General features: G+C 74.0%; 23 protein-coding genes. 13 read left to right on the forward strand and 10 right to left on the reverse strand.

From position 1 onward, the window contains the following. Positions 1-11 precede the first annotated feature (11 nt). Both OG309_RS33405 and OG309_RS33410 read right to left on the reverse strand, forming a co-directional pair. Positions 12-500, reverse strand: a complete 489-nt coding sequence (locus tag OG309_RS33405; RefSeq protein WP_329426654.1) for a PhzA/PhzB family protein — start codon at positions 498-500, stop codon at positions 12-14. A 341-nt stretch (positions 501-841) separates the two neighbouring features. Beyond that, on the reverse strand, positions 842-1,555 hold the full coding sequence (locus OG309_RS33410) for a response regulator transcription factor (RefSeq protein ID WP_329426656.1): 714 nt from the start codon (positions 1,553-1,555) through the stop codon (positions 842-844). A 22-nt stretch (positions 1,556-1,577) separates the two neighbouring features. Between OG309_RS33410 and OG309_RS33415 the strand changes: the two genes are divergently transcribed. Both OG309_RS33415 and OG309_RS33420 read left to right on the forward strand, forming a co-directional pair. Next, the gene (locus OG309_RS33415) at positions 1,578-3,689 is read left to right on the forward strand and encodes a sensor histidine kinase (protein WP_329426658.1); all 2,112 of its coding nucleotides are present in this window, start codon (positions 1,578-1,580) and stop codon (positions 3,687-3,689) included. A gap of 180 nt (positions 3,690-3,869) precedes the next feature. Then, entirely contained in the window at positions 3,870-5,282 is a 1,413-nt protein-coding gene (locus OG309_RS33420) for a DEAD/DEAH box helicase (protein WP_329426660.1), read from the forward strand. A gap of 74 nt (positions 5,283-5,356) precedes the next feature. Here OG309_RS33420 and OG309_RS33425 read toward each other — a convergent pair whose 3' ends face one another. Beyond that, complete coding sequence (locus tag OG309_RS33425; RefSeq protein ID WP_329426662.1) at positions 5,357-5,515, reverse strand: hypothetical protein; 159 nt, start codon at positions 5,513-5,515, stop codon at positions 5,357-5,359. Between the two features lie 104 nt (positions 5,516-5,619). Next, positions 5,620-7,173: a hypothetical protein gene (locus tag OG309_RS33430; protein ID WP_329426664.1), complete on the reverse strand. Its 1,554-nt coding sequence runs from the start codon at positions 7,171-7,173 to the stop codon at positions 5,620-5,622. Between the two features lie 241 nt (positions 7,174-7,414). On the opposite strand from OG309_RS33430, the gene OG309_RS33435 reads away from it, so the two are divergent. After that, complete coding sequence (locus OG309_RS33435; protein ID WP_329426665.1) at positions 7,415-8,434, forward strand: LCP family protein; 1,020 nt, start codon at positions 7,415-7,417, stop codon at positions 8,432-8,434. A gap of 53 nt (positions 8,435-8,487) precedes the next feature. On the opposite strand, the gene OG309_RS33440 is transcribed toward OG309_RS33435, so the two are convergent. The 5 genes from OG309_RS33440 to OG309_RS33460 are packed head-to-tail and all read right to left on the reverse strand — an operon-like array spanning position 8,488 to position 14,231. After that, positions 8,488-9,507, reverse strand: coding sequence for an ABC transporter ATP-binding protein (locus OG309_RS33440; RefSeq protein WP_329426666.1), 1,020 nt, complete (start codon positions 9,505-9,507; stop codon positions 8,488-8,490). Next, entirely contained in the window at positions 9,504-10,541 is a 1,038-nt protein-coding gene (locus OG309_RS33445) for an ABC transporter ATP-binding protein (RefSeq protein WP_329426669.1), read from the reverse strand. The genes OG309_RS33440 and OG309_RS33445 overlap by 4 nt, the downstream gene beginning before the upstream one ends. Next, positions 10,541-11,527 carry an ABC transporter permease gene (locus OG309_RS33450; protein ID WP_329426671.1) on the reverse strand — a complete coding sequence of 329 codons (987 nt, stop codon included), beginning with the start codon at positions 11,525-11,527 and terminating at the stop codon, positions 10,541-10,543. The genes OG309_RS33445 and OG309_RS33450 overlap by 1 nt, the downstream gene beginning before the upstream one ends. Then, complete coding sequence (locus OG309_RS33455) at positions 11,524-12,456, reverse strand: ABC transporter permease (protein ID WP_329426673.1); 933 nt, start codon at positions 12,454-12,456, stop codon at positions 11,524-11,526. The genes OG309_RS33450 and OG309_RS33455 overlap by 4 nt, the downstream gene beginning before the upstream one ends. 14 nt (positions 12,457-12,470) lie before the next feature. Then, positions 12,471-14,231, reverse strand: coding sequence for an ABC transporter substrate-binding protein (locus tag OG309_RS33460; protein WP_329426674.1), 1,761 nt, complete (start codon positions 14,229-14,231; stop codon positions 12,471-12,473). A 153-nt stretch (positions 14,232-14,384) separates the two neighbouring features. On the opposite strand from OG309_RS33460, the gene OG309_RS33465 reads away from it, so the two are divergent. The 4 genes from OG309_RS33465 (at position 14,385) to OG309_RS33480 (ending at position 18,725) form a co-directional block, all read left to right on the forward strand. After that, positions 14,385-15,752 carry an aldehyde dehydrogenase family protein gene (locus OG309_RS33465; RefSeq protein WP_329426676.1) on the forward strand — a complete coding sequence of 456 codons (1,368 nt, stop codon included), beginning with the start codon at positions 14,385-14,387 and terminating at the stop codon, positions 15,750-15,752. Positions 15,753-15,792: 40 nt separating this feature from the next. Then, positions 15,793-17,064, forward strand: a complete 1,272-nt coding sequence (locus tag OG309_RS33470) for an alpha/beta fold hydrolase (protein WP_329426678.1) — start codon at positions 15,793-15,795, stop codon at positions 17,062-17,064. A 100-nt stretch (positions 17,065-17,164) separates the two neighbouring features. Next, the gene (locus OG309_RS33475; protein ID WP_329426679.1) at positions 17,165-18,031 is read left to right on the forward strand and encodes an NmrA family NAD(P)-binding protein; all 867 of its coding nucleotides are present in this window, start codon (positions 17,165-17,167) and stop codon (positions 18,029-18,031) included. Between the two features lie 67 nt (positions 18,032-18,098). Continuing rightward, complete coding sequence (locus OG309_RS33480; RefSeq protein WP_329426681.1) at positions 18,099-18,725, forward strand: alpha-ketoglutarate-dependent dioxygenase AlkB; 627 nt, start codon at positions 18,099-18,101, stop codon at positions 18,723-18,725. Between the two features lie 19 nt (positions 18,726-18,744). Here OG309_RS33480 and OG309_RS33485 read toward each other — a convergent pair whose 3' ends face one another. Beyond that, positions 18,745-19,422: a DUF4232 domain-containing protein gene (locus OG309_RS33485; RefSeq protein ID WP_329426683.1), complete on the reverse strand. Its 678-nt coding sequence runs from the start codon at positions 19,420-19,422 to the stop codon at positions 18,745-18,747. A gap of 199 nt (positions 19,423-19,621) precedes the next feature. Between OG309_RS33485 and OG309_RS33490 the strand changes: the two genes are divergently transcribed. The 6 genes from OG309_RS33490 (at position 19,622) to OG309_RS33515 (ending at position 24,159) form a co-directional block, all read left to right on the forward strand. Further along, positions 19,622-20,011, forward strand: a complete 390-nt coding sequence (locus OG309_RS33490; protein ID WP_329426684.1) for a VOC family protein — start codon at positions 19,622-19,624, stop codon at positions 20,009-20,011. A gap of 42 nt (positions 20,012-20,053) precedes the next feature. Then, positions 20,054-20,230 (forward strand): hypothetical protein, encoded by a 177-nt coding sequence (locus tag OG309_RS33495; RefSeq protein WP_329426686.1) that lies wholly within the window; start codon positions 20,054-20,056, stop codon positions 20,228-20,230. Between the two features lie 54 nt (positions 20,231-20,284). Beyond that, positions 20,285-20,881 (forward strand): isochorismatase family protein, encoded by a 597-nt coding sequence (locus OG309_RS33500; protein ID WP_329426687.1) that lies wholly within the window; start codon positions 20,285-20,287, stop codon positions 20,879-20,881. A 484-nt stretch (positions 20,882-21,365) separates the two neighbouring features. Further along, positions 21,366-22,397, forward strand: a complete 1,032-nt coding sequence (locus OG309_RS33505) for a helix-turn-helix domain-containing protein (RefSeq protein ID WP_329428670.1) — start codon at positions 21,366-21,368, stop codon at positions 22,395-22,397. Positions 22,398-22,469: 72 nt separating this feature from the next. Beyond that, positions 22,470-23,342, forward strand: a complete 873-nt coding sequence (locus OG309_RS33510) for an NAD-dependent epimerase/dehydratase family protein (RefSeq protein ID WP_329426689.1) — start codon at positions 22,470-22,472, stop codon at positions 23,340-23,342. Then, positions 23,335-24,159 carry an MBL fold metallo-hydrolase gene (locus tag OG309_RS33515; protein ID WP_329426691.1) on the forward strand — a complete coding sequence of 275 codons (825 nt, stop codon included), beginning with the start codon at positions 23,335-23,337 and terminating at the stop codon, positions 24,157-24,159. Before OG309_RS33510 ends, OG309_RS33515 begins: the two co-directional genes overlap by 8 nt.

Consider the following 24,159-nt stretch of genomic DNA (forward strand, 5'->3'; position numbering starts at 1 on the left):
GTGCGTCGGGCTCATGTCGGTATCCCCTCTCGGCGGACCGCGGGCACGGGGATGCCCAGGGCGCGCAGTTGGGCGAACGGGTTCATGAATTCGCGGTTCCGGACGATCCGGCCGTCGGCCAGCTCGAAGGAGTGCAGGAAGTGGTTCTCGTAGAACCCCTCCGGATAGCCGGGGAAGCGGATCCGGCCGTGGCCGTCGCACTCCACCCAGAAGTGGTTCGGGTCCTGCGTCTCGAAGACGCGGACGCCGTACCACTCCCAGTCGGGGAAGCAGCGCATCGACCAGACGGCGTGCTCGGCGAGCCGGTCGCGGCCCCGGATGGCGATGGGGGTGCCGGTGTCGGTGGTCCACAGGCCGCCGGTACCGTCCTCGGTGAACAGCTCGTGCCTGCGGAGCCGGTCCTTGCCCCGGGTGGTCATGTACGTCTCGACGGTCTGCCGGTTGCGGCGGCGCAGTGCGTTCGCGTCGGCGAAGCCGGGCTGCTGTGCGGTGCCGGACATCTCGGGTCCTCCTGGTGCGGGTGCGGCGTCGATGCGCCCACGCTCCGCCGCCCGGCGACCCGGGTGCCCGGGGCGGGAGACCGGCCCACCCCTCACGTGCGAACGGGTCGCCGGTCCTGGTCGGAACCGGGACGCGACGGGGCCGTCCGCCTCATGCGCCCGGTGTCCCGGGAAGGGAAGGGTGGTGTCCTACGGGCGGGCCGTCCGGGCCGCGCCCGATCGAGTCGTACGGATTCACACCGATTCACACCGATTCACACCGATTCGTACGGTCACGCCGACGCGTCTTCCTCGCGGTCCGTGCTGCCGTACCGAGCCGTGCACAGGAGTGGGCCATGGGTTCAGTCGTGGCGGGGTGGAGGCGTCCCGTCGGTGCCGAGTCCCGCGTTGCGGGCCCGGACGATCGCCTGCGCCCGGTCGTTGACCTGCAGCTTGCTGAAGATGTTCGTGACGTGGTTGCGGACGGTCTTGTCGGAGATGGTCAGCCGCCGGGCGATCTGCCGGTAGTCGAGCCCGCCCGCGAGCAGGTCGAGGACCTCCAGCTCGCGCGGGGTCAGGTCGGGGAAGACCTCCCGCCCCGGCGCGGCCGCCAGCGCCCCGAAGAAGGACTGGAGCCGCTCGGCGATCCGCGGCCCGAAGACCGCCCCGCCGCCCGCGACCGTACGGATCGCCCCGATGATCTCCTCGCGCCCGGCCCCCTTCACGAGGTAGCCGCTGGCCCCTGCCCGTACCGCCGCGAGCAGGTTGTCGTCGTCCTCGGACATGCTGAGCACCAGCACCCGGGTCTCCGGCCGGTCGCCGAGCAGCCGCCGGGTCACCTCGATGCCCGAGGCGTCCGGCAGTCCGAGGTCGAGCACCACCACCTGCGGCGCGGTCCGCGCGCAGAGCGCGACGGCCTCGGCGGCCGAGGAGGCCTCGCCCACCACCCGGAAGCCGTCCTCGGGGAGCAGCGCCCCGCGCAGCCCGTCCAGGAACATCGGGTGGTCGTCCACCAGCACCACCGTGACCGCGGACGTCTCGGAGCCCTGAGCGCCCTGGGGGCCTTCTGCCGTCATGCCGATTACTATAGGTATGCATATGAACGCATGGAGTGAGAACGCGCCGTCGGGTTCCCACCGGGCGGAGGGCGAGCGCCGGCTGGCCGCCGCCGCGCTGTGCGCCGCCGTCACCCTCGCCCTCGCCGGGCTGTGGGTCTGCTACCTCCTGGTCAACCTGGGAGCCCCCGGCACCTCGGAGAGCGCCCAGAGCCTGCGCGTCCTCATGTACGGGCTGCCCGCCATCGCCGCCGGCGTCCTCGTCCACGCGCACTGGCCGGGCCGACCGGTCGGCTGGGTGCTCATCGCGTACGGCATGACGGTGATCCTGCCCGCCGCCCTGGCCGCCCCGATGTGGCTCGGGCACCCCTCCGAGCCGCTGCGCGCCGCCGTCCTCGTCTTCGAAGCGCTCGCCAACTGGCTCAAGGTCACCCTCTGGTACTCGCTGCCCCTCTGGTTCCCCGACGGCCGGCTGGCCCGCCGCTGGTGGTGGTACGTCGCGGGCGTCGCCCTCTGGGTGGCGCCGCAGGCCTTCGCCTACGCGGCCCAGCCCCAGCGGTTCGGCCTGCCCAACCCCCTGGCCACCGGCTGGTGGGGGAGCGCCTCGGCCGTCCTCGACAGCCACCTCGGCGCCGCCCAGAACGTCACCCACTTCGTCCTCATCGCCGTCAGCGGCACCGTCATGTTCCGCCGGGTCCGGCGCCTCCGCTCCGCCCACACCCGCCGCGCGCTGCTCGCGCTCCTCGCCTCGTACGTCGTGTGGGGCGTCGCCCAGAGCATCACCTACCACTTCGGCGACGCCCTGCGCTGGCCCATGTACTGGCTGATGACCGCGGCCTCCGTCGCCATGTCCGCAGCCGTCGGCTACGTGGTCGTCCGCACCGGCTCCTGGCGGCTCAGCCGCCCGGAGCGGCGCATCCTCGCCGGACTGCTCGTGGTCGCCCTGCTCACCGCCGCCGACGTCGCCGTCGTCGCCGCCCTCGCCAGCGGCATGACCCCCAGCCGGTACGCCGACGCCCTGGCCCTGGTCGCCCTCGCCTTCCTCATGGGCGCGTGCCTGCGCCGCACCGTCGCCTGGGCGGTCGGCGTCGTCGACCGGCTCTACTTCGGGGACCGGGCCCACCCCTACCAGGTGCTGCACACCCTCGCCGCCCGCATCAGCCACGCGGGCAGCTCCCAGGACATCCCCGCAACCCTGTGCGCCACCGTCGTGGAGACGCTGCGCCTGCCCGCCGCCGCGCTCGCCGTGCACACCCGCGCCGGGGCCCGGGTGCTGGCCCGCGTGGGGTCGCTCGGCGACCACCCGCACCACTTCGACATGCTCCACCAGGGCACCGTCGTCGGCCGGCTCTCCGTCGGCCTGCGCGAGGGCGAGACCCAGCTGGACGCCCAGGACGGCCTCATCCTCTCCTCCCTCGCCAGCCAGGCCGCGCCCGCCGTCGCCTCCCTGCGGCTCCAGGAGGACCTGCGCAGCAGCCGCGAACAGATCGTCACCGCGCGCGAGGAGGAACGGCGCCGACTCCGACGCGACATCCACGACGGGCTCGGCCCGGCCCTCGCCGGACTGCGCCTGCGGGTCGAGAACGCCACCGCCCGGCTGCCCGCCGAGGACACCCTGCGCGAGGCGCTGCGGGCCGTCTCCGACGACCTCGGCATGGCCATCAAGGAGGTCCGCCGGATCACCGACCGGCTCGGCCCCGCGCCCCTCGGCGAACTGGGCCTCGACGGCGCCCTGCGCCAGCTCGCCACCTCCTTCGACGGCGCCCGGCTGACCGTGGCCGCCGCCTTCGACCCCGACCCGCTGCCGCCGCTCCCCGCCGCCGTGGAGGTGGCCGCCTACCGGATCGCGGCCGAGGCCCTCAACAACGTGGTGCGGCACGCCCGCGCCACCCGGGCCGAGATCCGGCTGCGGGCCGACGCCGAGGCGCTCACCGTCACCGTCGAGGACGACGGCACCGGCTTCGGCCGGGGCGCCGTCCACCGTGGAGTCGGCCTGCGCTCCATGGCCGAACGGGCCGCGGAGATCGGCGGCCGGTGCACGGTCGAGTCCTTCGTCCACGCCGGACGCGGCACCCGCGTCTCCGCCGTACTGCCCCGCTCGACCGTCGGCTCGGCGGAGCAGTCCCTCCCCGCCGCGTCCATGGAGCGCGGCTAGACCGCCGGTAGGGGGCGCTCCCGCAGCGGGGGGCGGGGGCGCGCTCGACGTGCGGTCCACGGGGGTGTCCGGCGCACGGCCCACGGGGCTGAACCGCGCACCGGTCCGGGCGCGGATTCGGCCACCCCCTCCCCGCCGTGCTTTCCTTGACGGACACCGACCGAAGAAGGCATCGCATCCATGAACAGCTCGGACCGCACGGGAGATCCCACCGGCCTCGCCGACCTCACCGGCACCCCGCCGCTCCCGGCCGCGGAGAGCTTCGACGCCATGGAGCTGCCCGAGGCGGTCCTGACGACGCTCGCCGCCCAGGGCGTCACCAGCCCCTTCCCGATCCAGTCCGCCGCCCTGCCCAGCGCCCTCGCCGGCCGGGACGTCCTGGGCCGCGGGCGCACCGGCTCCGGCAAGACGCTCGCCTTCGGCCTCGCGCTCCTCGCGCGCACCGCGGGCCGCCGCGCCGCCGCCAAGAAGCCGCTCGCCCTGGTGCTCGTGCCCACCCGCGAACTGGCCCAGCAGGTGGCCGAGGCGCTGGCGCCCTACGCGACCGCCCTCGACCTGCGGCTCGCGACCGTCGTCGGCGGCCTGCAGGCCGGCCGCCAGGCCAAGGAGCTGCGGTCCGGGGCCGAGGTCCTGATCGCGACCCCCGGGCGACTCAAGGACCTGATCGAGCGCCGGGACTGCCGGCTCGACGAGGTGGCCGTCACGGTCCTGGACGAGGCCGACCAGATGGCCGACCTGGGATTCCTTCCGCAGGTGACCGAACTGCTCGACCAGGTGCCGTCCGGCGGCCAGCGGATGCTCTTCTCGGCCACCCTGGACCAGGACGTCGAGACCCTGGTCCACCGCTACCTCCAGGACCCGGTGGTGCACGCCGCCGACGCGGTCGCCGCCCCCGTCCCCACGGCCGAGCACCACGTGCTCCGGGTCGACGGCGGCGACAAGTTCGCCGTCGCCGGCGAGATCGCCACCCGTGACGGGCGCGTGCTCATGTTCCTGCACACCAAGGCCTCCGTCGACCGCTTCACCCGGCAGCTCGTCGCCGCCGGGGTGCGGGCCGCCGCCCTGCACGGCGACAAGTCCCAGCCCCAGCGCACGGACACCCTGGAGAAGTTCAGGACCGGGGCGGTCACCGTCCTGGTGGCGACCAACGTCGCCGCCCGCGGCCTGCACGTCGACGACCTCGACCTGGTCGTCAACGTCGACCCGCCCACCGACCCGAAGGACTACCTCCACCGCGCCGGCCGCACGGCCCGCGCCGGAGCCTCCGGCAGCGTCGTCACCCTGGCCCTGCCCGACCAGCGCCGCGACCTCGCCCGGCTCCTCACCGAGGCCGGCGTCCGCTCCCGCACCACCGACGTCCGCCCCGGCGCCGCCGAGCTGCGCCGGATCACCGGTGCCAAGGCCGCGGCCGACACCCCCGGCGGAGGGGCTGCCGCCCCCGCCGAGCGCGACCGGCGCGGCGCCGCCTTCCGCGGCATGGGCACCGTCCCCGGACGGCCCGGCCGCACCAAGAACGAGTCCCGCAAGACCGCCGACGCCCGGCGCGCGGCCGAGGCCCGCAAGGCCGCCCGGGTGCGCCGCGGCGGCGCGTAGCGCACGACGGGGCGCCCGCCGCCTGGAGGGGCGGCGGGCGCCTGAGGTCACGGTCCGCGGTCTGAGGTCGGGCCCTAGGGCACGCACCCGGGGCAGTCCCGGTTGGTGCACGAGGGCTTGTGGCCGGGTCGAGCGGAGCCGGTGCCCTGCGCGCCGTAGCCCTTCGAACCGAAGAGCACGGCGCTCACGAGCGCCACGAGGGCAAGCACCGATCCGATGATCTTGCGCTTCATTTCTGTTCCATTCCTGGACTCCGCCGGTGCGGATTCCTGTTCCATGCTCACCTCGGAGGCGTCCCGGGCACATGAGGCCCACGACTCACTCCGGGCCCCTTCCGTCACAGCGAGACCGTCCGTCGCCCCAGCACCGGCAGCTCGGCCGGGCTCTTCGCCCGCACCGCCGGAGGGACCGGGCGCCGCACGGCCACCGCGTACTCCTCCCGCCACAGCTCGAACATCGACAGGGCCCAGATCGTCTCCGCCAGCCGCTCCGAAGGGCGGGTGAGCTGGGCGGCGAGGAGCCGCTCGACCGCCCGCCAGCTCAGCAGCCCCGACGCCCGCAGCCGGGCGGGCGACAACACCTCCCTCACCAGGTCCGTCAGCGCCCCGCCCGGGACCAGCAGGTCCGCGACCCGCCGCCGGGCGTCGCCCGGGACCCTGAGGCCCGCGCCGCCCAGATGGGCCGTGCGGCGCAGCCCGCGCACCGGCAGCAGCTCCTCCCGCTCGAACGCGGTCAGGACCGCCCGCCGGGAGCGGAGCGCCCCCGCCTCGCCGAGCCGTGCGGCCAGCGCCTGCGCCGCGTCGCCCCGCTCGGCGAGGTACGCCCGGTAGTCGACGCTGTAGAGCCGGGACCGGCCGGCGGCGCCGACCGGAGCGAACCCCTCGGCGTAGCGGGCGAGCCAGTCCTCGGAGGGGTCGGCGAGGGCCGCCGCCACCCGGCGCCGTCCCGCCTCGGTGTCCACGGCGAGATCGGTGGCGAGCCCGGCCGCCTCCGGGCCCTTCGGGCCGGGACCGGCGTACGCGGTGAGCGCCCCCGGGTCGGCCTCGGGCTGGCCGAGCCGCCAGAGCAGCGCGGGCAGCAGCGCCGGCAGGTCCCGCGCCCGGCGCCGGTCCAGCGGGTGGGACAGCGGGTCCGACCGGCGGTCCGGCTCCGCGCACGGCCCTCCGCCCGGCTCGGGCGACGGTGTTCCCGGGCCGCCCGGGACACCCGGGACCTCGCCCAGGAGCTCCCGGTCCGGGGTCCCCGGCCCCGGGACCCTCCGCGCTCCCGCCGGCTCGCGCCGCCGCAGCAGCCGGGGCGCGCGTCCCCGTTCGCACACGGCGGTCGTGCCCGGCGGGAGCACCCGTACGCCCTCGAACAGCGTGGCCCCGCCCAGCGCCGCGCCCGTGGTGAGGTACGCGTCGAGGCCGGGCGTCCACAGCGTGGGCGGGTCCGGGAGCAGCGCGAGCAGCGCCGGGATCTCGGTGGCGAAGGACAGCACCTCGCGGGTGCTGTTCCAGTGGTAGTAGAGCGGGACCGCGCCCGCCTCGTCCGCAGCGAGCACCAGGACCGGTGCCCCGCGCGCGTCGACGACGGCCGCCGCGTACGCGCCCCGCAGCTGCTCGGCGAAGCCGGCCCCGTCCGCCTCGAAGGCGGCGCGCAGCAGCGCCGCGTGGTTCCGCTCGGCGACCGGGCGGCCCCCGGACTCGATGCGGCTCAGCAGCGGGAGCCGTACGTCGACGGCCCCGGCGAGCACCGCCGCCACGCCGTCGCGACCGTCCGCCCGCCCGCCGGCGAGCGCCCAGCCCCGGCCGCGCAGCACCCGGGAGCCGGGCTCCTCGCAGGGGCCCGGGGCGCCGCGCAGGACGTACGGCGCGGTGTCGGTGCCGAACTGGCCCAGGATTCGCGACATGGTGATCACGACTTTCCGTTGTGCGGGTGGTTCCTGTCGTTCCGCGTCGGGGCCGGGGCCCCGACGACACCCCTACGGTGGGCCGCCCGCCGTCCCGTCCACACGGGACGCGGGCCCGGTACGGCTCCCATCCGGTTCCCGGGACTCCTCGCGCGTTCTGCCGATCTTCGGCATCCTGGTGGCCTGAAGTCCGCCTCGGGCGGGGCGAGTCGGGGTGTCCAGCGGAGGGGAGCCGTACCGGATGAGCGCGTCAGCACAGGACGAGGGCGGAATACGCAAGCGGCGGCGGCCCAGGGCGAGGACGGTCCTGCTGACCGCCCTCGCGCTGCTGGTGGGGGCGGTCCTGCTCACCGCGGGCACCGGATACTGGGCCTACGAGCACTACACGGGCCGGGTGCAGCGGATCCCGCAGACCTTCCCCACCGACGCCCCGGTCCCCGCCGCCTCCAAGGGTGGCCAGAACTTCCTGTTGATGGGGCTCGACTCCCGCTCGGACGTCCCCACGACCGGCAGCGACGCCAAGGGCACGCTGTGGAAGTACGGGGACCAGCGCAGCGACGCCATGATGCTGGTGCACATCCCGGCCGACCACTCCGCCGCGTACGTCGTCTCGCTGCCCCGGGACTCCTGGGTCGACGTCCCGGGCCGGGGACGGGCCAAGCTGAACGCGGCCTTCTCCTGGGGCGGCCCGCCGCTCCTCATCGACACCGTGCAGCGCCTGACCGACGTGCGCGTCGACCACTTCGCGGTGATCGACTGGAACGGCTTCCGCAAGCTCACCGACGCCGTGGGCGGCGTCGACATCCTGATGGCCGACGGGGAGCGCCGGCACATGGACGGCGCGCAGGCGCTGGAGTACGTGGGCGAGCGCAAGAGCCTGCCCAACGGCGACTTCGACCGCACCCACCGGCAGCAGAACTACCTGCGCACCGTCCTGGAGAAGGTGATGACCTCCGCGTCGCTCAAGGACCCGCTGCGGCTCAAGCGGACCCTGGACATCTTCACCGAGACGGTCAGCGTCGACGAGCGCTTCGGCGACGCCGAGATGCGCGAGCTGGTCTGGAACATGCGCGAGGTCCGCGCGGGCGACATGACCTTCATGAACGCCCCGGCGAAGGGGACCGGCATGGTCAAGGGCCAGTCGGTCGTCCACCTCGACCCGGCCCGGGGCGCCGCGCTGTGGAAGGCGTACCGGGACGACACCGTCGGGACCTACGTGGAGACCCATCCCGTCGACCGTCTCCGGCCCGCCACCAACTGAGCCGTCCGGCCGGCCCGGAAGGCCCGGCCGGACGGCTCCGTCCCACGGCCCGCTCAGACGGTCTCCGGGAAGTGGCAGGCCACCTCCCTCGGCTCCCCCACGGCGATGCTCCGCAAGGGGGGAGCCTCCGCCTTGCAGACGGCCTGCGCCTTCGGGCAGCGGGGATGGAAGGTGCAGCCCGGCGGCGGCGCGGCCGGGCTCGGCGGGTCGCCGAGCAGGGTGATCCGCTCCCGGCTCCGCTCGGCCGCCGGATCCGGCAGCGGCACGGCCGAGAGCAACGCCCGCGTGTAGGGGTGGGCGGGCGCCCCGTACACCCGGTCCTTGTCGCCGATCTCGACGATCCGCCCGAGGTACATCACGGCGACCCGGTCGCAGACCCGCTTCACCACCGACAGGTCGTGGGCGATGAAGAGGTAGGCGAGGCCCAGTTCGGCCTGGAGGCGTTCCATCAGGTTGACGATCTGCGCCTGCACGGAGACGTCGAGCGCCGACACCGGCTCGTCGGCCACGACCAGCCGGGGGCCGGTCGCCAGCGCGCGGGCGATGCCGATGCGCTGGGCCTGTCCGCCGGAGAACTCGTGCGGGAAGCGGTCGGCGTGCTCGGGGATCAGCCCCACGAGCTCCATCAGCTCCCGCGCCCGGGCGCGGGCGTCGGCCGCCGAACTACCCTGCACCAGCAGCGGGTCGGCGATGATCCGGGCCACCGACTGACGCGGGTTGAGCGAGGAGTGCGGGTCCTGGAAGACCATCTGGATCTCGCGCCGCAGTGGCTTGAGCGCCCGCTGCGAGAGGTGCGTGACGTCCTGGCCCGCGTAGGTGACGGAGCCCGAGGTCGGTTCCAGGAGCCGCACGATCATGCGGCCGGTGGTCGACTTGCCGCAGCCGGACTCGCCGACCAGGCCCAGGGTCTCGCCCTCGGCCAGGTCGAAGCCGACGCCGTCGACGGCCCGCACGGGCGCCGAACGGCGGCGGCCCGGGAAGGCCATGGTCAGATCGCGCACCCGCAGCAGCGGCGGCGCGGCGGCGTCGGGCGCGGACGCCGGGTGCGGCAGGGCCGCGTGGGCGGTGGTCATGAGTCGACCCCTTCGTACGGGGAGGGCGCGGGCGCCGACCGCGCCGGGAACGCCGGGAAGTGGCAGGCGGTGACGTGTCCTTCGGGTCCGTGGAGCCGGGGGCGCTCGCTCGCGCAGCGCTCCCGCTCCGCGTCCGTGCCGGCGGCGGCCCGCGCGCAGCGCGCGGCGAAGGCGCAGCCGGGCGCCGGTTCGAGGAGCGACGGCGGGCTGCCGGGGATCGCCCGCAGCGGTACGTCGTCGGGGTCGTCGAGCCGGGGCAGCGAGTCGAGCAGCCCGCGTGTGTACGGGTGCGCGGGCTCGGCGAACAGGGTGTCCACCGGGGCCTGTTCGGCGGCCCGCCCGCCGTACATCACCAGCACCTCGTGGGCGACCCGGGCCACCACGCCCAGATCGTGGGTGATCATGACGACGGAGAGCCGCCGTTCCTCCTGGAGCCGGGCCAGCAGGTCGAGGATCTGCGCCTGCACGGTGACGTCGAGGGCGGTGGTCGGCTCGTCGGCGATGAGCAGGTCCGGTTCGCAGACCAGGGCCATCGCGATCATCACCCGCTGGCGCATGCCGCCGGAGAACTGGTGCGGGTACTCGCCCACCCGGCGCTTCGGTTCGGGGATGCCGACCTCGGCGAGCGCCTCGACGGCCCGGGCGCGGGCGGTGGCCCGCCGGGAGCCGAAGTGCACCCGGTGGTGCTCGGCGATCTGCTCGCCGACGGTGTAGTACGGGTGCAGGCTGGACAGCGGGTCCTGGAAGATCATCGCCATCCGGCGGCCGCGCAGCGTGTTGAGCTCGCGGTCCGGCAGGCCGACGAGCTCGCGCCCGTCGAGCACGACGGAGCCGGACACCTCGGCGCCGGTGTGCAGGCCCATGACGGCGAGCGAGGTCACGGACTTGCCGGAGCCGGACTCGCCGACGATGCCGAGGGTGCGCCCGTGCGGCACGTCGAAGGAGAGGGAGTCGACGGCCCGGACGGGGCCGCGCGGGGTGGGGAAGGTGACCGCGAGGTCGCGGACCCGCAGCAGGGGTTCGGGTGCGGTCATCAGTACCTCACTCGCGGGTCGACGACGGCGTAGAGCAGGTCGACGCACAGGTTGGCGACGACGATGAAGGTGGCGGCGAGCAGGGTCACCCCGAGGATGACGGGCTGGTCGCCGGTGGTGAGGGCGCCGTAGAAGAGGCGGCCGATGCCGGGGAGACCGAAGAGGGACTCCGTGATGACGGCGCCCGCGAGGAGTCCGCCGAGGTCCATGCCGAAGATGGTGAGGATCGGGGTCATGCCGGCCCTCAGGCCGTGCTTGACGACGACCGTGCGGCGCGGCAGGCCCTTGGCGCGGGCGGTGCGGATGTACGGCTCCGCCATGGACTCGATCATCGAACCGCGGCTCTGCCGGGCGTACATGGCCGCGTAGAGCACGGCCAGCGCCAGCCAGGGCAGCAGCAGGTTGGAGGCCCAGGACAGCGGGTCGCTGGTGAAGGGGACGTACTGCGGGTAGGGCAGCAGTCCGGTGAGCCGGATCATCCCGTAGATGAGCAGCACCGAGGTGAAGTACACCGGCAGGGAGGCGGCGGCGACCGCGCCGATCATGAGGGCCCGGTCGGTGAGGGTGTCCTTGCGGAGGGCGGACACGACCCCGGCGGAGAGGCCGAGGGCCAGCCACAGCACCGCGGCGCCGACGGCGAGCGAGCCGGAGACCGGCAGCCGGTCGACGAGGAGGTCCCAGACGGCCTCGCTGTTCTCGTAGGAGTAGCCGAGGCAGGGGAACTCGCAGTGCAGCGCGTACTGGCCGCTGCCCATGGTGCGGCCGGTGAAGATGCCGGTGACGAAGTCGGCGAACTGGCGCCACAGCGGGAGGTCCAGGCCCATGTGGGCGCGGATCGCGTCCAGGCGTTCGTCGCTGCACGCCTTGCCGCAGGCCGCGGCGGCCGGGTCGGAGGGCAGCACGTAGAAGATGACGAAGGTGACGGCGGCGATCGCGAGGAGGACGCCGATCACCCCGAGCAGCCGGCGGCCGAGGTAGAGGATCACGAACGGCCCCCTCGTGGGTCGAGGATGTCGCGCAGGGCGTCGCCGAGGAGGGTGAACGCGAGCACGGTGAGGAAGAGGCAGACGCTGGGGACGAGGAAGTACATCGGGTCGGTGTCGTAGTAGGCGACGCTCTCCGCGATCATCTGCCCCCAGGACGGGGTCGGCGGGCGGACCCCGACGCCGAGGTAGCTGAGGGCGGCCTCGGTGGCGATCATGCCGGGGATCATCAGCGTGGTGTACGCGATGACGGGGCCGGCGACGCCCGGGAGGATGTCGCGGGCGAGGATCCGCAGCGGGCCGGAGCCGCCGACGCGGGCCGCGTCGACGTACTCGCGGTGCTTGAGCGAGAGGGTCTGGCCCCGGACGACCCGGGCCACGCCGGGCCAGCCGAAGAGGCCGATGACCAGGATCATCAGGAAGGTGCGGTTGACGTCCCGGGCCACCGACATCATCGCGATCATGAAGATGAGGGAGGGGAAGGACATCGTGAGGTCCATCAGCCGGGACAGCACCGTGTCGGTGCGGCCCCCGAAGTAGCCGGCGGCGATGCCGGCGGCGGTGCCCGCCACCACGACGATCGCGGTGGCGGAGAAGGCGATGAGCAGCGACACCTGGGCGCCGTGCACGACGCGGGCGAACAGGTCGCGCCCGTTGATGGGTTCGACGCCGAGCCAGTGCTCGGCGGAGACCCCGCCGAAGGGCCCGATCGGCATGCCGCCGAGGTACGGGTCGACGGCGGACTTGTCGAACTCCTCCGGACCCCAGCCGCCGAGCGAGCCGATCAGCGGCGCGGCGACGGTCATCAGGGCGAAGAGGGCGATGACGGCGAGGGAGACCTGCAGCGAGACGCGGCGGCGCAGTTCCGCGCGGACCGTCCGCCAGGCCCCGCTGCCCCCGGTCACCGGAGGGGAGGTGGTGGTGAGCGTCATGGGAGGGGCGTCCTTCAGTTCGCGCTCTTCGACGGGTCCTTGAGACCGACGGTCGCGTAGTCGAGCTGGCCGCTCCAGGAGCTGTGTCCGAAGGCGCCGGCGACGTTGGTGCCGATGAGCAGCGTGCGGCGCTTCGAGGCGCCGGGGGCGACCGGGGCCTTGGCGAGGATCTGCCCGTCGAGCTCCTGCCACGCCTTGTTGGCCTGGGCGCCGTCGGACATGGCGGCGATCTCGTCCATCCGCTTCATGCTGGCGTCGTCCTTGAAGATCGAGTAGTTGCCGGTGTTGCCCTTCTCCTTGATGAAGCGCCCGTCGAAGAGGAAGGGGAGGAAGGTGGAGCCGGACGGGTAGTCGGGACACCAGCCGGCGTAGACGAGGTCCGTGCGGTTCTTGGTGTCGCCGATGGTGTCGTAGAAGGCCGAGGGGTCGACGGTCTCGATGGTCACCTTGATGCCGGCCCGGCCCAGGGACTCCTGGACGGCCTCGCCGATGCGCTTGTCGTTCATGGAGACGGTGAGGCGGGTGGAGAAGCCGTTGGGCTTCCCGGCCTCCTTGAGCAGCTGCTTGGCCTTCTCGGCGTCGCCGGAGAGCGGGATCTTCAGGGTGTCGGGCTGCTTGCCGCCGGTGAAGAGGGCGCCGGGCATGGCGGCGGAGGAGGCGTCGACGACGGCCGGGCCGCCGGCGGCGGTGACGATCGCCTCCCGGTCGAGCGCGTACTGCACGGCCTGGCGGACCTTCAGGTTGTCGAAGGGGGCGCGGCCGGTGTGCATCTGGACCATCTCGGTGCAGCTGCTGGACTCGGCGAGCAGCCGGGCCTTCACGTCGGCCTTGGTGAGCACCTTGGAGATGGACTCGGGGCGGAGCTGGGCCCAGGAGACGGCGGAGGCGTCGGCTCCGGAGGAGGCGACGAGCCGGTCGTCGATCTGGTTGCCCTTGAGGCCCATCGTGACGACGATCCGGTCCGGGTACGCCTTGCGGACGGCGTCGGACTTCGGGTCCCAGTGGCTGTTGCGGACCAGGACGAGCTGCTTGTCGCGGGCGTAGCTCTCGACCTTGTACGGGCCGGAGGAGAACGGGCGGTTGTCGTACTGGGGGCCCTTGTCCTGGGCCTGCGGCACGGGCGCGAAGGTCGGGAGGGTGGCCGCGAAGGGGAACTCGGCGAAGGGCTTGTGGAGTTCGAAGACGATCGTGCGGGCGTCCGGGGTCTTCACCGAGTCCAGGTGCTTGCCCTCGGCCGGGCCCCGGTAGTCCTTGCCGCCGACGAGGTAGCGGGCGGCGTAGTCGGGGCCGCCGGGCAGGTCGGCGGAGAAGGACCGCTCGACGTTGTGCTTGATGTCCTGGGAGGTGATCGGGGTGCCGTCCTCGTACTTCAGGCCGGCCTTGAGGCGGAAGGTCCAGGTCTTGGCCCCGTTGGAGGAGTTGCCCAGGTCCTCGGCGAGGTCGGGGACCAGCTCGCTGCCCTTGGCGCCGGGCTCCGCCTTGTAGGTGACGAGGGTGCGGTAGAGCAGCCGGGTGCCGAAGTCCATGTCGGGCATGACCCAGTTGCGGGCCGGGTCGAGGTGTGTGAAGTCCTGGTTGGACAGCACGGTCAGGGTGCCGCCCTTGACCGGCGTACCGCCCACGATCTGGCCGTTGGTGCCGGTCGCGGGGTTGGCGCCGCGGTGTCCGCCGCTCCCTGCGGTACCGCCTCCGCCTGCGCCGGAGCAGCCGGTCGCACCGAGGGTGAGGGCCGCGAGCAGCGCGGCGGCGAGGGCGTTTCGGGTGTGCTTGTCCATCAGGGGTCACTCCGGGTGGAGAAGGTCGGACAGCCGGGGGCGGCTGGAATGTGACCCGTAACATAGTAATGTGAAATTGTACTGCGCAAGCCCCTGAACGTCCTGAACACCAGCGGGCCCGAAACGCCCGCTCCCCCCGGAAGGTCTCGCCGCATGACCGTCATCTCCCGCAACCCGGCCGACCCGGCCGACGTCCTCCTCCACCTCCCGGCCCCCGGCGCCTTCGCCGCCGCCGACGCCGTCGAACGGGCCCGCACCGCCCAGGTCGCCTGGCAGCACGCCGGAGCCGCCGCCCGCTCCGCCGCCCTGGGCGCGATCGCCGACGCCGTCGAGGCCGCCGCCGCCGAACTCGCCGAACTCGCCGTGCGCGAGGTCGGCAAGCCGCTCGCCGAGGCCCGCGCCGAGGTCGCCCGCACCGTCGCCATCTGGCGCTACTACGCCCAGGCCCCCTACGCGCCCACCGGAGCCGTCCACGACACGGCCGCGGGCCCCGGCCTGCTGCTCACCCGCCGCCGCCCGCACGGCGTCGCCGGGCTCATCACCCCCTGGAACTTCCCCTTCGCCATCCCCACCTGGAAGGCGGCCCCCGCCCTCGCGGCCGGCAACGCGGTCGTCCTCAAGCCCGCCCCCCAGGCCACCGCCTGCGCCCGGCGCCTCGCCGAGATCATCGAAAAGGCCCTGCCCGCCGGTGTGTTCACCGTCGTCCCGGGCGGCGCCGTCGAGGGCGGCGCGCTCGTCTCCGCCGCCGACGTCGTCTCCTTCACCGGCTCGTCCGGCGTGGGCCGCGCCGTCGTGCGCAGCGCCACCGCCCGCGGCATCCCCGTCCAGGCCGAGATGGGCGGACTGAACGCGGCGATCGTCCTCCCCGACGCCGACTTCGGGCTCGCCGCCGCCCACATCGCGGCCGCCATCGCCGGCTACGCGGGCCAGAAGTGCACCGCCACCAGCCGGGTCATCGCCGTCGGCAGCGCCCTCGGGCCGCTGCGCGAGGCGCTCACCGAGGCGCTGCGGGCCGTCCCCGTCGGCGACCCGGCCGCCGAAGGCACCGTGTGCGGCCCGCTCATCGACGAGTCCGCCCGCACCGCCGTCACCGCCGCCTGGCGTGACCTGCCCGTCCTCGCCGGCGGCAGCGTGCCCGAGGCCCCCGGCTGGTACGCGGCCCCGACCCTCGTCGAGAAGGTCGCCCCCGGCCACCGGCTGCTCCGCGAGGAGGTCTTCGGCCCGGTCGCCGCGCTGCTCACCGCGAGCGACCTCGACCACGCCGTACGCCTCAGCAACGCGGCCCGCTACGGCCTCGTCACCTCGGTCCACACCGCCGACCTCGGCGCGGCCCTGCAGGGCCTGGACCAGCTCGACACCGGCATGGTCCGGATCAACGCCCCCTCCACGGGCGTCGACTTCCACCTGCCCTTCGGCGGCTCCAAGGCCTCCAGCTTCGGCCCCCGCGAACAGGGCGAGGCCGCCCTCGGCTTCTACACGTCCTCCCGCACCTACACCCTGGCGCCCGCACGGGCCCTGTGAACCGGTCGCCCGCCACGCCCCCGCCACCGGAAAGGAATCCATGCACCCCGCGTACGCGACCACCGACCACGTCTTCGAGGTCCCGCTCGACCACGACGCCCCCGACGGCCCGACCCTCCAGGTCTTCGCCCGCGAGGTCGTCGACCCGGCACGGGCCGCCGAGCCGCTGCCCTGGCTGCTCTACCTCCAGGGCGGACCGGGCGGGAAGTCGCCCCGCCCCACGTTCGGTTCGCCCGGCTGGCTGGACCAGGCGCTGAAGACCCACCGGGTCCTCCTGCTCGACCAGCGCGGCACCGGCCGCTCCACTCCCGTCACCGCCCGCACCGCCGCCCGGTTCGCCTCCCCGGAGCTGCTCGCCGGCCACCTCGGTCACTTCCGCGCCGACGCCATCGTCCGCGACGCCGAACTGATCCGCCGCCACCTCTGCGGCGACGCGCCCTGGGACACGCTCGGCCAGAGCTACGGCGGCTTCGTCACCCTCACCTACCTCTCCCTCGCACCCGAGGGACTGCGCTCCTGCCACGTCACCGGCGGCCTGCCCGGTCTCACCGCCACCGCCGACGACGTCTACGCCCACACCTCCCCGCGCGTACGCGACCGCGTCCTGGAGCTGTACGCCCGCTACCCCGAGGACGCCGACCGGCTCCGCGAGATCGCCGACCTCCTCACCGCCACCGACGTGCGGCTGCCCGGCGGCGACCGGCTCACCGTCCCGCGGCTGCGCAGCCTCGGGCTCGCCCTCGGCATGGGTGACGGCTTCGAACGGCTCCACTGGCTGCTCGACGAGGCCCTCGACGACGCCGGCGACGGCGGCCTCACCGACACCTTCCTCCACCAGGTCGAGGCCCTCACCGGCTTCACCGACAACCCGCTCTTCGCCGTCCTGCACGAGTCGATCTACGCCCAGGGCGCCGGACCGACCGCCTGGGCGGCCGACCGGGCGCTCGCCGCCCTGCCCGAGTTCGCCGACGACGCGAAGCCGCTGCTCCTCACCGGCGAGTCCATCCACCCCTGGATGTTCGAGGAGATACGCGGCCTGCGCCCGTTCGCCGAGGCCGCCGAGCTGCTCGCCCGGCGCGCCGACTGGCCGCCGCTCTACGACCTCGCCCGGCTCGCCGCCAACGAGATCCCGCTGGCCGCCGTGGTCTACCACGACGACATGTACGTGGACGCCGGCATCTCGCTCGCCACCGTCCGCGCGATCGGCTCGGCCCGTGCCTGGGTCACCAACGAATGGGAGCACGACGGCGTCAGCGCCTCCGGCGGCCGGGTCCTGGCCCGGCTGATGGACATGACGGCCGGGCGCGCGTAAGGCGTGCGCCGCCGCCGCGGCCGGGGTCGAATGGGGAGGGCCGGGAACCCGACCGGCACCGGCATCGGCACGGCCGGACCGGCACGGCGAAAGGCACGACATGACGGAACCCATCGCGGTCACGGGAGCGACCGGACGGATCGGCCGGCGCCTGACCCGGCGCCTCGCCGAGGCGGGCGCGCCGGTCCGGGCGCTCGGACGCGACCCGGAGAAGCTGGCCGCGCTGCCGGTCGCCGACACTCGGACGGCGTCGTACGACGACGCCGCCGCGATGCGCGCGGCCCTCGACGGCGCGGCCACCCTCTTCCTGGTCTCCGCCCATGAGGGGCCCGGCCGGGTCAGGACCCACGCCACCGCCGTGGACGCGGCCGTCGCCGCCGGGGTGCGCCGGGTGGTCTACCTCTCGTACCTCGGCGCCGCGCCGCACGCCACCTTCACGTACGCCCGCGACCACTGGTACACCGAGCAGCACATCCGCTCCACCGGCGTCCGCCACACCTTCCTGCGCGACAGCGCCTACCAGGCCGACCTGGCCGCGATGACCGGGGCCGACGGCATCCTGCGGGGCCCCGCCGACGACGGCCGGGTCGCCGCCGTCACGCACGACGACATCGCCGACGCGGCGACCGCGGTCCTCCTCGGCGGCGACGCCCACGACGGCGCGACCTACGACATGACCGGCCCCGAGGCGCTCTCCTTCGCCGAGATCGCCGCGGCCCTGGCCCGGGCCGCGGGCCGCCCGGTCCACTACCTCCCGGAGACCCGCGACGAGGCCCTCGCCTCCCGGGCCGGATACGGCGCGCCGGACTGGGAGGTGGAGGGCTGGGTCACCTCGTACGAGGCGGTGGCCACCGGCGAGATGGACACGGTCTCGGACGCCGTCCGGACCCTGACCGGACACCCGCCCCAGTCCTTCGCCGACTTCCTGGCGGCGAACCCGCGCGTCTACCGGCACCTGACCGGCTGAGAGCGCGGCGCCGGGTCCACGCGATCGAATTCGCTCACGCATTCGATTACTGGTCTACTCTTGACCCATGACCGGCCTCCAGGGATCCCTCTTCGACCAGGGCGACGTCGTCGGACTCGGCCCGCTCGACGGCCTCCGGCGGACCGTGCTCGGCGACGGGGCCTGGATCGACCACCTGCCCGGCTGGCTCCACGGCGCCGACGCGCTCTTCGAGGAGCTCGCCGGGCGCGTGCCGTGGCAGGCCGAGGAGCGGGCCATGTACGACACCGTCGTCGCCGTGCCGCGGCTCCTCGCCTCTTACCGGGAGGGCGCCCCGCTCCCGCACCCCGTCCTCGTCGAGGCCCGCGACACCCTCGGCGCCCACTACGCGCCCGAGCTCGGCGAACCCTTCGTCACCGCCGGCCTCTGCCTCTACCGCGACGGACGGGACAGCGTCGCCTGGCACGGCGACCGCACCGGCCGCTCCGCCACCCAGGACACGATGGTCGCGATCCTCTCCCTGGGAGACCCCCGCGACCTCGCGCTGCGCCCGCGCGGCGGCGGCCCCACGGCGCTCCGGCTGCCCCTCGGCCACGGCGACCTGGTGGTGATGGGCGGCTCCTGCCAGCGCACCTGGGAACACGCCGTCCCCAAGACCAGCCGCGCCGTCGGCCCCCGCATCAGCGTCCAGTTCCGCACGAGGGGCGTGCGCTGACGGCCGCGGCGCCGGGCGCCTACAGGCTGAGCGCGTCCTCGGAGTTGTCCATCCAGGCCGTCACCGAGTTCTTGTCGGGGGAGACGTACAGGCCGGGCGTCGAGGCCTTGAGGGGCTTCTGCGTCAGGTCCGACTCGGTGTCCATGGTCATCGCGATCGAGCCGACCGTCGAGCCCTTGCCGTCGTGCGGACCGCCCATGAGCCCCGCGTAGGCGGACGTGCCGGGCTCCAGACGGAGGGAGTCCTCCAGGGACGGGGCCGTGCCCCGCTGGACGGCGGTCCCGTCCAGGGCGCCGAAGGTCACGATCGGGTGGCCGAGGACCCGGCAGGGCTTGGCGGTCTTGTTGGTGACCTTCAGCAGGTAGCTGCCGGTCGTCGGCTCGGCCAGGCTCGCCGAGAACGTCACGTCGAACGTGCTGCACGGGAAGACGTCGTAGTCCGGGTCGGTCGTCGGCTTCGGCTTCGCCGTCTTCGTCGGCGCGGCGGTCTTGGTGGGGGCCGCCGTCTTCGGCGGCGTGGCGGTGGCCGTCGGGGCCCCGCCGTCCGAGGGCGCCCCGGTCGTCGTGGGGGTCGCGGGCGCCGTCGACGCCGACGGGCCCGCACCCGCGGCGTCGTCGCCGGAAGGCCCGCAGGCCGTCAGGACGAGCGCGGCGGACGCGGCGGCGGCGACGAGGGTGGCTCTGCGGATCGTGCTCATGGTGGTCTGCCCCCGAGGTGAGAAAGCGCGTCGTGCGCTCGACTGCACCGAGCATCCCGCGCAACCTTCACGATTCGGTGACGACGGCTTCTCGACTCCACCACAGCGCGCCCACCGGCCGTGTCCCCGGCTCGCGGGCCGCCCGCTTGATAGACAGATGACGCATCGACACCATCCCGCACACGACCGGAGAGCACCCATGCGGATCCACCTGACCAGCGTCTTCGTCGACGACCAGGACAAGGCCCTGCGCTTCTACACCGACGTGCTGGGCTTCGTGAAGAAGACCGAGGTCCCCGTCGGCGAGGACCGCTGGCTGACCGTCGTCTCGCCCGAGGCCCCCGACGGCACCGAACTGCTCCTGGAGCCGGACCGCCACCGGGCCGTCGGGCCGTACAAGCGGGCCCTCGTGGAGGACGGCATCCCGGCCGCCGCGTTCGCCGTGGACGACGTGCCGGCCGAGTACGAGCGGCTGCGGGCGCTCGGCGTGCGGTTCACCCAGGAGCCGGTGGAGATGGGGCCGGTGACGATCGCCGTGTTCGACGACACCTGCGGCAATCTCCTGCAGATCGTTCACAGTGAGTCGTGACCGAAACGGTACAAAGATCGTTTACCGGTCGTGAATCTCACCGTGCGTTCCCTGACCGCCCTCGCGCTCGCGGGCGTCGCCCTCGGCGCCGTCGCCGGCGCCGCGCAGGCCGACACCCCGCGCCACGCGCCGGGCACCGCCACCACGCTCACCCACGACGTGGACGTGCCCGACATCGACCTGGACGACATCGAGCTGCTGAACCTGCTCGGCGGCTGAACCGCACACCCCCCACCACACCAGCTGAGCACCCACAAGAACTGAGGAGGTCCGATGGCGGGCCGAGCGCTGATCGTCGTCGATGTGCAGAAGGACTTCTGCGAAGGAGGGAAGGTCCCCGTCCCGGGCGGTGCCGAACAGGCCCGCGCGATCCGGGACTTCGTCAAGCAGCAGGCCGGTGACGGCTACGTGCGGGTGGTCGCCACCCGCGACCACCACATCGACCCCGGCGACCACTTCTCCGACGACCCAGACTTCGAGAACTCCTTCCCCGAGCACTGCCTGGCCGGCAGCGACGGCGCCGAATTCCACCCGGACTTCGAGCCCGTCGTGACCTCCGGCGCGGTCGACGAGGTCTTCTTCAAGGGCGCCCACTCGGCCTCGAAGAGCGGCTTCGAGGGCTTGACCGCCGGCGGCGAAGCCCTCGGCGACTGGCTGCGCGCCCAGGGTGTCGACACCGTGGACGTGGTCGGCCTCACCACCGACCACTGTGTGAAGGCGACCGCCCTCGGCGGGGTGCGCGACGGCTTCGGCGTGCGCGTCCTGCTCGACCACACGACGGGCGTCGCCCACGACAGCACCGCCCGGGCCCTGGACGAGATGCGGCTCGCGGGCGTGGAGCTGACCGGCACGCCGGTCGTACAGGCCTGACGGCGCCCCGAGGCCGGGCCCCGGCCCGGCTGTCCCCCTCGGGCGCCCTCCCCGCAGCCCTTCCCGCAACCCTTCTCGACCCTCCCGGTCGTCCGGCCTGGCCCGCTGTCCCGGTCGTCCCGCCCGGCCCGCTGCCGGCCGTCGTCCCCGGCCTTCCTCCCTGCCTGCCTGTCTTCCTCCCTCCGGTCGTCCTGCCCGGTGGTTCTCCCCGGCGGTCCCTCCCGGTCCTCGCTCTTCGGCCCTCCGGCCTTACGCCGGACGGCCGAACCGCTGATCGTTTCTGCGGAGAACCGGCCCCTCCGTCGGAGTGAGCGGGATCCCGCCCGGGATGCACCGGCGCCCGCGCGGCCCGCGCCGGCGCCGACACCCGGCCGGATCCACTTCGTCGCACGCTAGGGAGCGGCCCGCCCGTGACCTAGCGTGGAGCCGAAAGCGCAGGACAAGGACCGCAGAACAAGGACCGTAGAACAAGGGGGTGTTCGAGATGTGGGCGACGATGAGCTCCGCGGCCGTACCGGCCGGCGACCGGTTCGAGTGGTTCTCCGATCTCGTCACGCGGGAACTGGCACCGCTGGCGATCAGGCGCGAACGGGGCGGCACCTTCCAAGGTGACGCCTCGGTGCTGGACCTGGGCCGCGTACAGGTGACGGCCTACTCGTACACCCCCCTGCGCTCCCGCCGGACGCCCGCGCACATCCGGCAGAGCGACCCCGAGCAGTACCACCTCGCCCTCCTCACCCGCGGCACCACCTGGTTCTCCCAACACCGCAGCGAAACCACCCAGTCCGTCGGCGAGATGGTGCTGTGGGACAGCTCCCGCCCCTTCGAGTCGGGCACCGCAGAGGGCACCGAGCCGATCGGCGCGGTCGTGCTCCAAGTGCCCAAACAGGCCCTGCCGTTCCGACCCGAACGGGTCGACCGGATGCTCGCCCGCTCCTTCACCGGCGACAGCGGCATGGGCGCCGTCCTGGCCGGCTTCCTGCGGACGCTCACCGCCCACGGAACCGACTGCGCGCCGCACGAACGCAGCCGCCTCGAACAGGTCACCATCGACCTCTTCTCCGCCTGTCTGGCCACCCGCCTCGACCTCTGCGAGCAACTCCCCGGCGAGGCCCGTGCCGCGGCGCTGCTCGCGCGCATCGACGCCTTCATCGACCACAACCTCGGCGACACGGAACTGACCCCCGGCACCGTCGCGGCCCACCACCACATCTCCGTGCGCCGGCTCCACCAGCTCTTCGCCGGCCAGGAGGAGACCGTCGCCGCCACCATCCGGCGCCGGCGGCTCGAACGGTGCAGGGCCGACCTGGCCCGGCCCGAACTCCTCGGCCACCCCGTCCACGCGATCGCCGCCCGCTGGGGCTACCCCAACGCCCCCGTGTTCAGCCGGGCCTTCCGCGCGGCCTACGGGACAAGCCCCACGGACTTCCGCGACCAGGCCGTTCAGCGCTGGCGTGCGCGCAGTGTCAAGGGAGCGTGCGCGCGAGAGCAAGGCCCCGACAGCCCCCGGTCCTAACCTCGTTACGCACGGTCGCGGCGCGCATCCCCAGCGGCGGTCGGAGACCGTACGCGAGCGAAGGGAAACACCGTGAGGGTCCTCGTCCTGGGCGCCACCGGCTACATCGGTTCCGCCGTCGTCGAGCGGCTGGCACACGCCGGACACGACGTGATCCGGCTGGTCAAGGACGCGGGCCGGGTCGCGCCGGACGTCGCGGCCCGGGTCGGCGACCTGGCCGACCCCGCGTCGCTGGCCGCGGCGGTCACGGACGAGATCGACGCCGTCCTGCACATCGCGGCTCCCACCGGCGACGAGGCCGTGGACACCGCCGCCGTGCACGGCCTGCTGCGACGACTGCGCGGCACCGGACGGGCGTTCGTCTACACCAGCGGCGTCTGGGTGCTCGGCGCCACCGGCGACAGACCCGCCGACGAGGAGACGCCCACCGACCCCATCGGCATCGTCGGCTACCGCCCGCGCATCGAGCGGCAGGTACTCGACGCTGCCGACGACGACGTGCGGACCGTGGTGATCCGGCCCGGCATCGTCTACGGCAACGGCGGCGGCATACCCGGACTGATGACGGACTGGGCCCGGGAGCACGGCATCGGCCGCTACGTCGGCCCGGTCGACACCCGATGGCCCATGGTGCACGTCGACGACCTCGCCGCGCTCTACGTCCTGGCCCTCACCCGGGCCGAGGAGGGCACCCTGCTCCACGGCGTCGCCCACGAGTCCGTCCCGGTGGCCGCGCTCGCCGCCGCGGCCGACCTCTCCGCCGGCGGACCCGGGCGCGCCGAGCCCTGGCCCCAGGAGCCGGCCGCCCAGCTCCTGGGCGCGCCCTTCGCCGAGGCCCTGGCCCTGAACCAGGTCGTCTCCGGCCGCCGCGCCGTCGACGAGCTGGGCTGGCAGCCGAACCGGCCGTACCCCCTCACCGACCTGACCGGAGCCACCCGTGCCTGACACCGACGCCGCCACCCTGCCCATCTGCCGCGCCTGCGGCACCCAGTACGGCGCCCCGCGCCAGGACTGCCCCGTCTGCCTCGACGAGCGGCAGTACGTCGGAGCCCAGGGCCAGCAGTGGACCTCGCGCGCCGCCCTGCGCGCCGACGGCCACCGGGGCCGCTTCGAGGAGGAGGGCCCCGGCGTCCTGGGCATCGGCGCCACGCCCGCCATCGCCATCGGCCAGCGCGCCCTGCTCCTGCGCACCGACTCCGGCAACGTCCTCTGGGACTGCGTCCCCCACCTGGACGACGAGATCATCGAGCGGATCCGCGCCCTCGGCGGCATCTCGAAGATCGCCGTCAGCCACCCCCACTTCTACTCCGCCATGGTCGACTGGGCCCACGCCTTCGACGCCCCGGTCTACCTCCACGAGGCCGACCGCGAGTGGGTCGGCCGCCCGGACCCCGCCCTCCACTTCTGGAGCGGCCGCACCCACCGGCTGGCCGACGACCTCGTCCTGATCAACCCGGGCATCCACTTCCCCGGCAGTGCCGTCCTCCACTGGTCCGCCGGCGAGGGCGCCCTGTTCACCGGCGACGTCGTCCACGTCTGCCCGGACCTGCGCTGGGTCACCGTCATGCACAGCTTCGCCAACCACATCCCCGAACGCCCCCACGCCGTCCGCGCCGCGGCCGACCTCCTCGCCGGGTACCGCTTCGACCGCATCTACGGCGCCTGGTGGCAGCGCGTCGTCCCCACCGGCGGCAACGAGGTCCTGGAGCGCTCGGTCGAGCGCTACCTGCGCTTCGAGGAGGGAAGCCCGCAGGGGGCGTGA

The sequence above is a fragment of the Streptomyces sp. NBC_01268 genome (genome assembly GCF_036240795.1).
In the GTDB taxonomy this organism is placed as follows: Bacteria; Actinomycetota; Actinomycetes; order Streptomycetales; family Streptomycetaceae; genus Streptomyces.

Excerpts from the sequence above, each read along its gene's own strand:
- OG309_RS33405 (WP_329426654.1), bottom strand. The coding sequence starts at position 500 with ATGTCCGGCACCGCACAGCAGCCCGGCTTCGCCGACGCGAACGCACTG.
- OG309_RS33410 (WP_329426656.1), bottom strand. The coding sequence starts at position 1,555 with ATGACGGCAGAAGGCCCCCAGGGCGCTCAGGGCTCCGAGACGTCCGCG.
- OG309_RS33415 (WP_329426658.1), top strand. The coding sequence starts at position 1,578 with ATGAACGCATGGAGTGAGAACGCGCCGTCGGGTTCCCACCGGGCGGAG.
- OG309_RS33420 (WP_329426660.1), top strand. The coding sequence starts at position 3,870 with ATGAACAGCTCGGACCGCACGGGAGATCCCACCGGCCTCGCCGACCTC.
- OG309_RS33425 (WP_329426662.1), bottom strand. The coding sequence starts at position 5,515 with ATGAAGCGCAAGATCATCGGATCGGTGCTTGCCCTCGTGGCGCTCGTG.
- OG309_RS33430 (WP_329426664.1), bottom strand. The coding sequence starts at position 7,173 with ATGTCGCGAATCCTGGGCCAGTTCGGCACCGACACCGCGCCGTACGTC.
- OG309_RS33435 (WP_329426665.1), top strand. The coding sequence starts at position 7,415 with ATGAGCGCGTCAGCACAGGACGAGGGCGGAATACGCAAGCGGCGGCGG.
- OG309_RS33440 (WP_329426666.1), bottom strand. The coding sequence starts at position 9,507 with ATGACCACCGCCCACGCGGCCCTGCCGCACCCGGCGTCCGCGCCCGAC.
- OG309_RS33445 (WP_329426669.1), bottom strand. The coding sequence starts at position 10,541 with ATGACCGCACCCGAACCCCTGCTGCGGGTCCGCGACCTCGCGGTCACC.
- OG309_RS33455 (WP_329426673.1), bottom strand. The coding sequence starts at position 12,456 with ATGACGCTCACCACCACCTCCCCTCCGGTGACCGGGGGCAGCGGGGCC.
- OG309_RS33460 (WP_329426674.1), bottom strand. The coding sequence starts at position 14,231 with ATGGACAAGCACACCCGAAACGCCCTCGCCGCCGCGCTGCTCGCGGCC.
- OG309_RS33465 (WP_329426676.1), top strand. The coding sequence starts at position 14,385 with ATGACCGTCATCTCCCGCAACCCGGCCGACCCGGCCGACGTCCTCCTC.
- OG309_RS33470 (WP_329426678.1), top strand. The coding sequence starts at position 15,793 with ATGCACCCCGCGTACGCGACCACCGACCACGTCTTCGAGGTCCCGCTC.
- OG309_RS33475 (WP_329426679.1), top strand. The coding sequence starts at position 17,165 with ATGACGGAACCCATCGCGGTCACGGGAGCGACCGGACGGATCGGCCGG.
- OG309_RS33480 (WP_329426681.1), top strand. The coding sequence starts at position 18,099 with ATGACCGGCCTCCAGGGATCCCTCTTCGACCAGGGCGACGTCGTCGGA.
- OG309_RS33485 (WP_329426683.1), bottom strand. The coding sequence starts at position 19,422 with ATGAGCACGATCCGCAGAGCCACCCTCGTCGCCGCCGCCGCGTCCGCC.
- OG309_RS33490 (WP_329426684.1), top strand. The coding sequence starts at position 19,622 with ATGCGGATCCACCTGACCAGCGTCTTCGTCGACGACCAGGACAAGGCC.
- OG309_RS33500 (WP_329426687.1), top strand. The coding sequence starts at position 20,285 with ATGGCGGGCCGAGCGCTGATCGTCGTCGATGTGCAGAAGGACTTCTGC.
- OG309_RS33505 (WP_329428670.1), top strand. The coding sequence starts at position 21,366 with ATGTGGGCGACGATGAGCTCCGCGGCCGTACCGGCCGGCGACCGGTTC.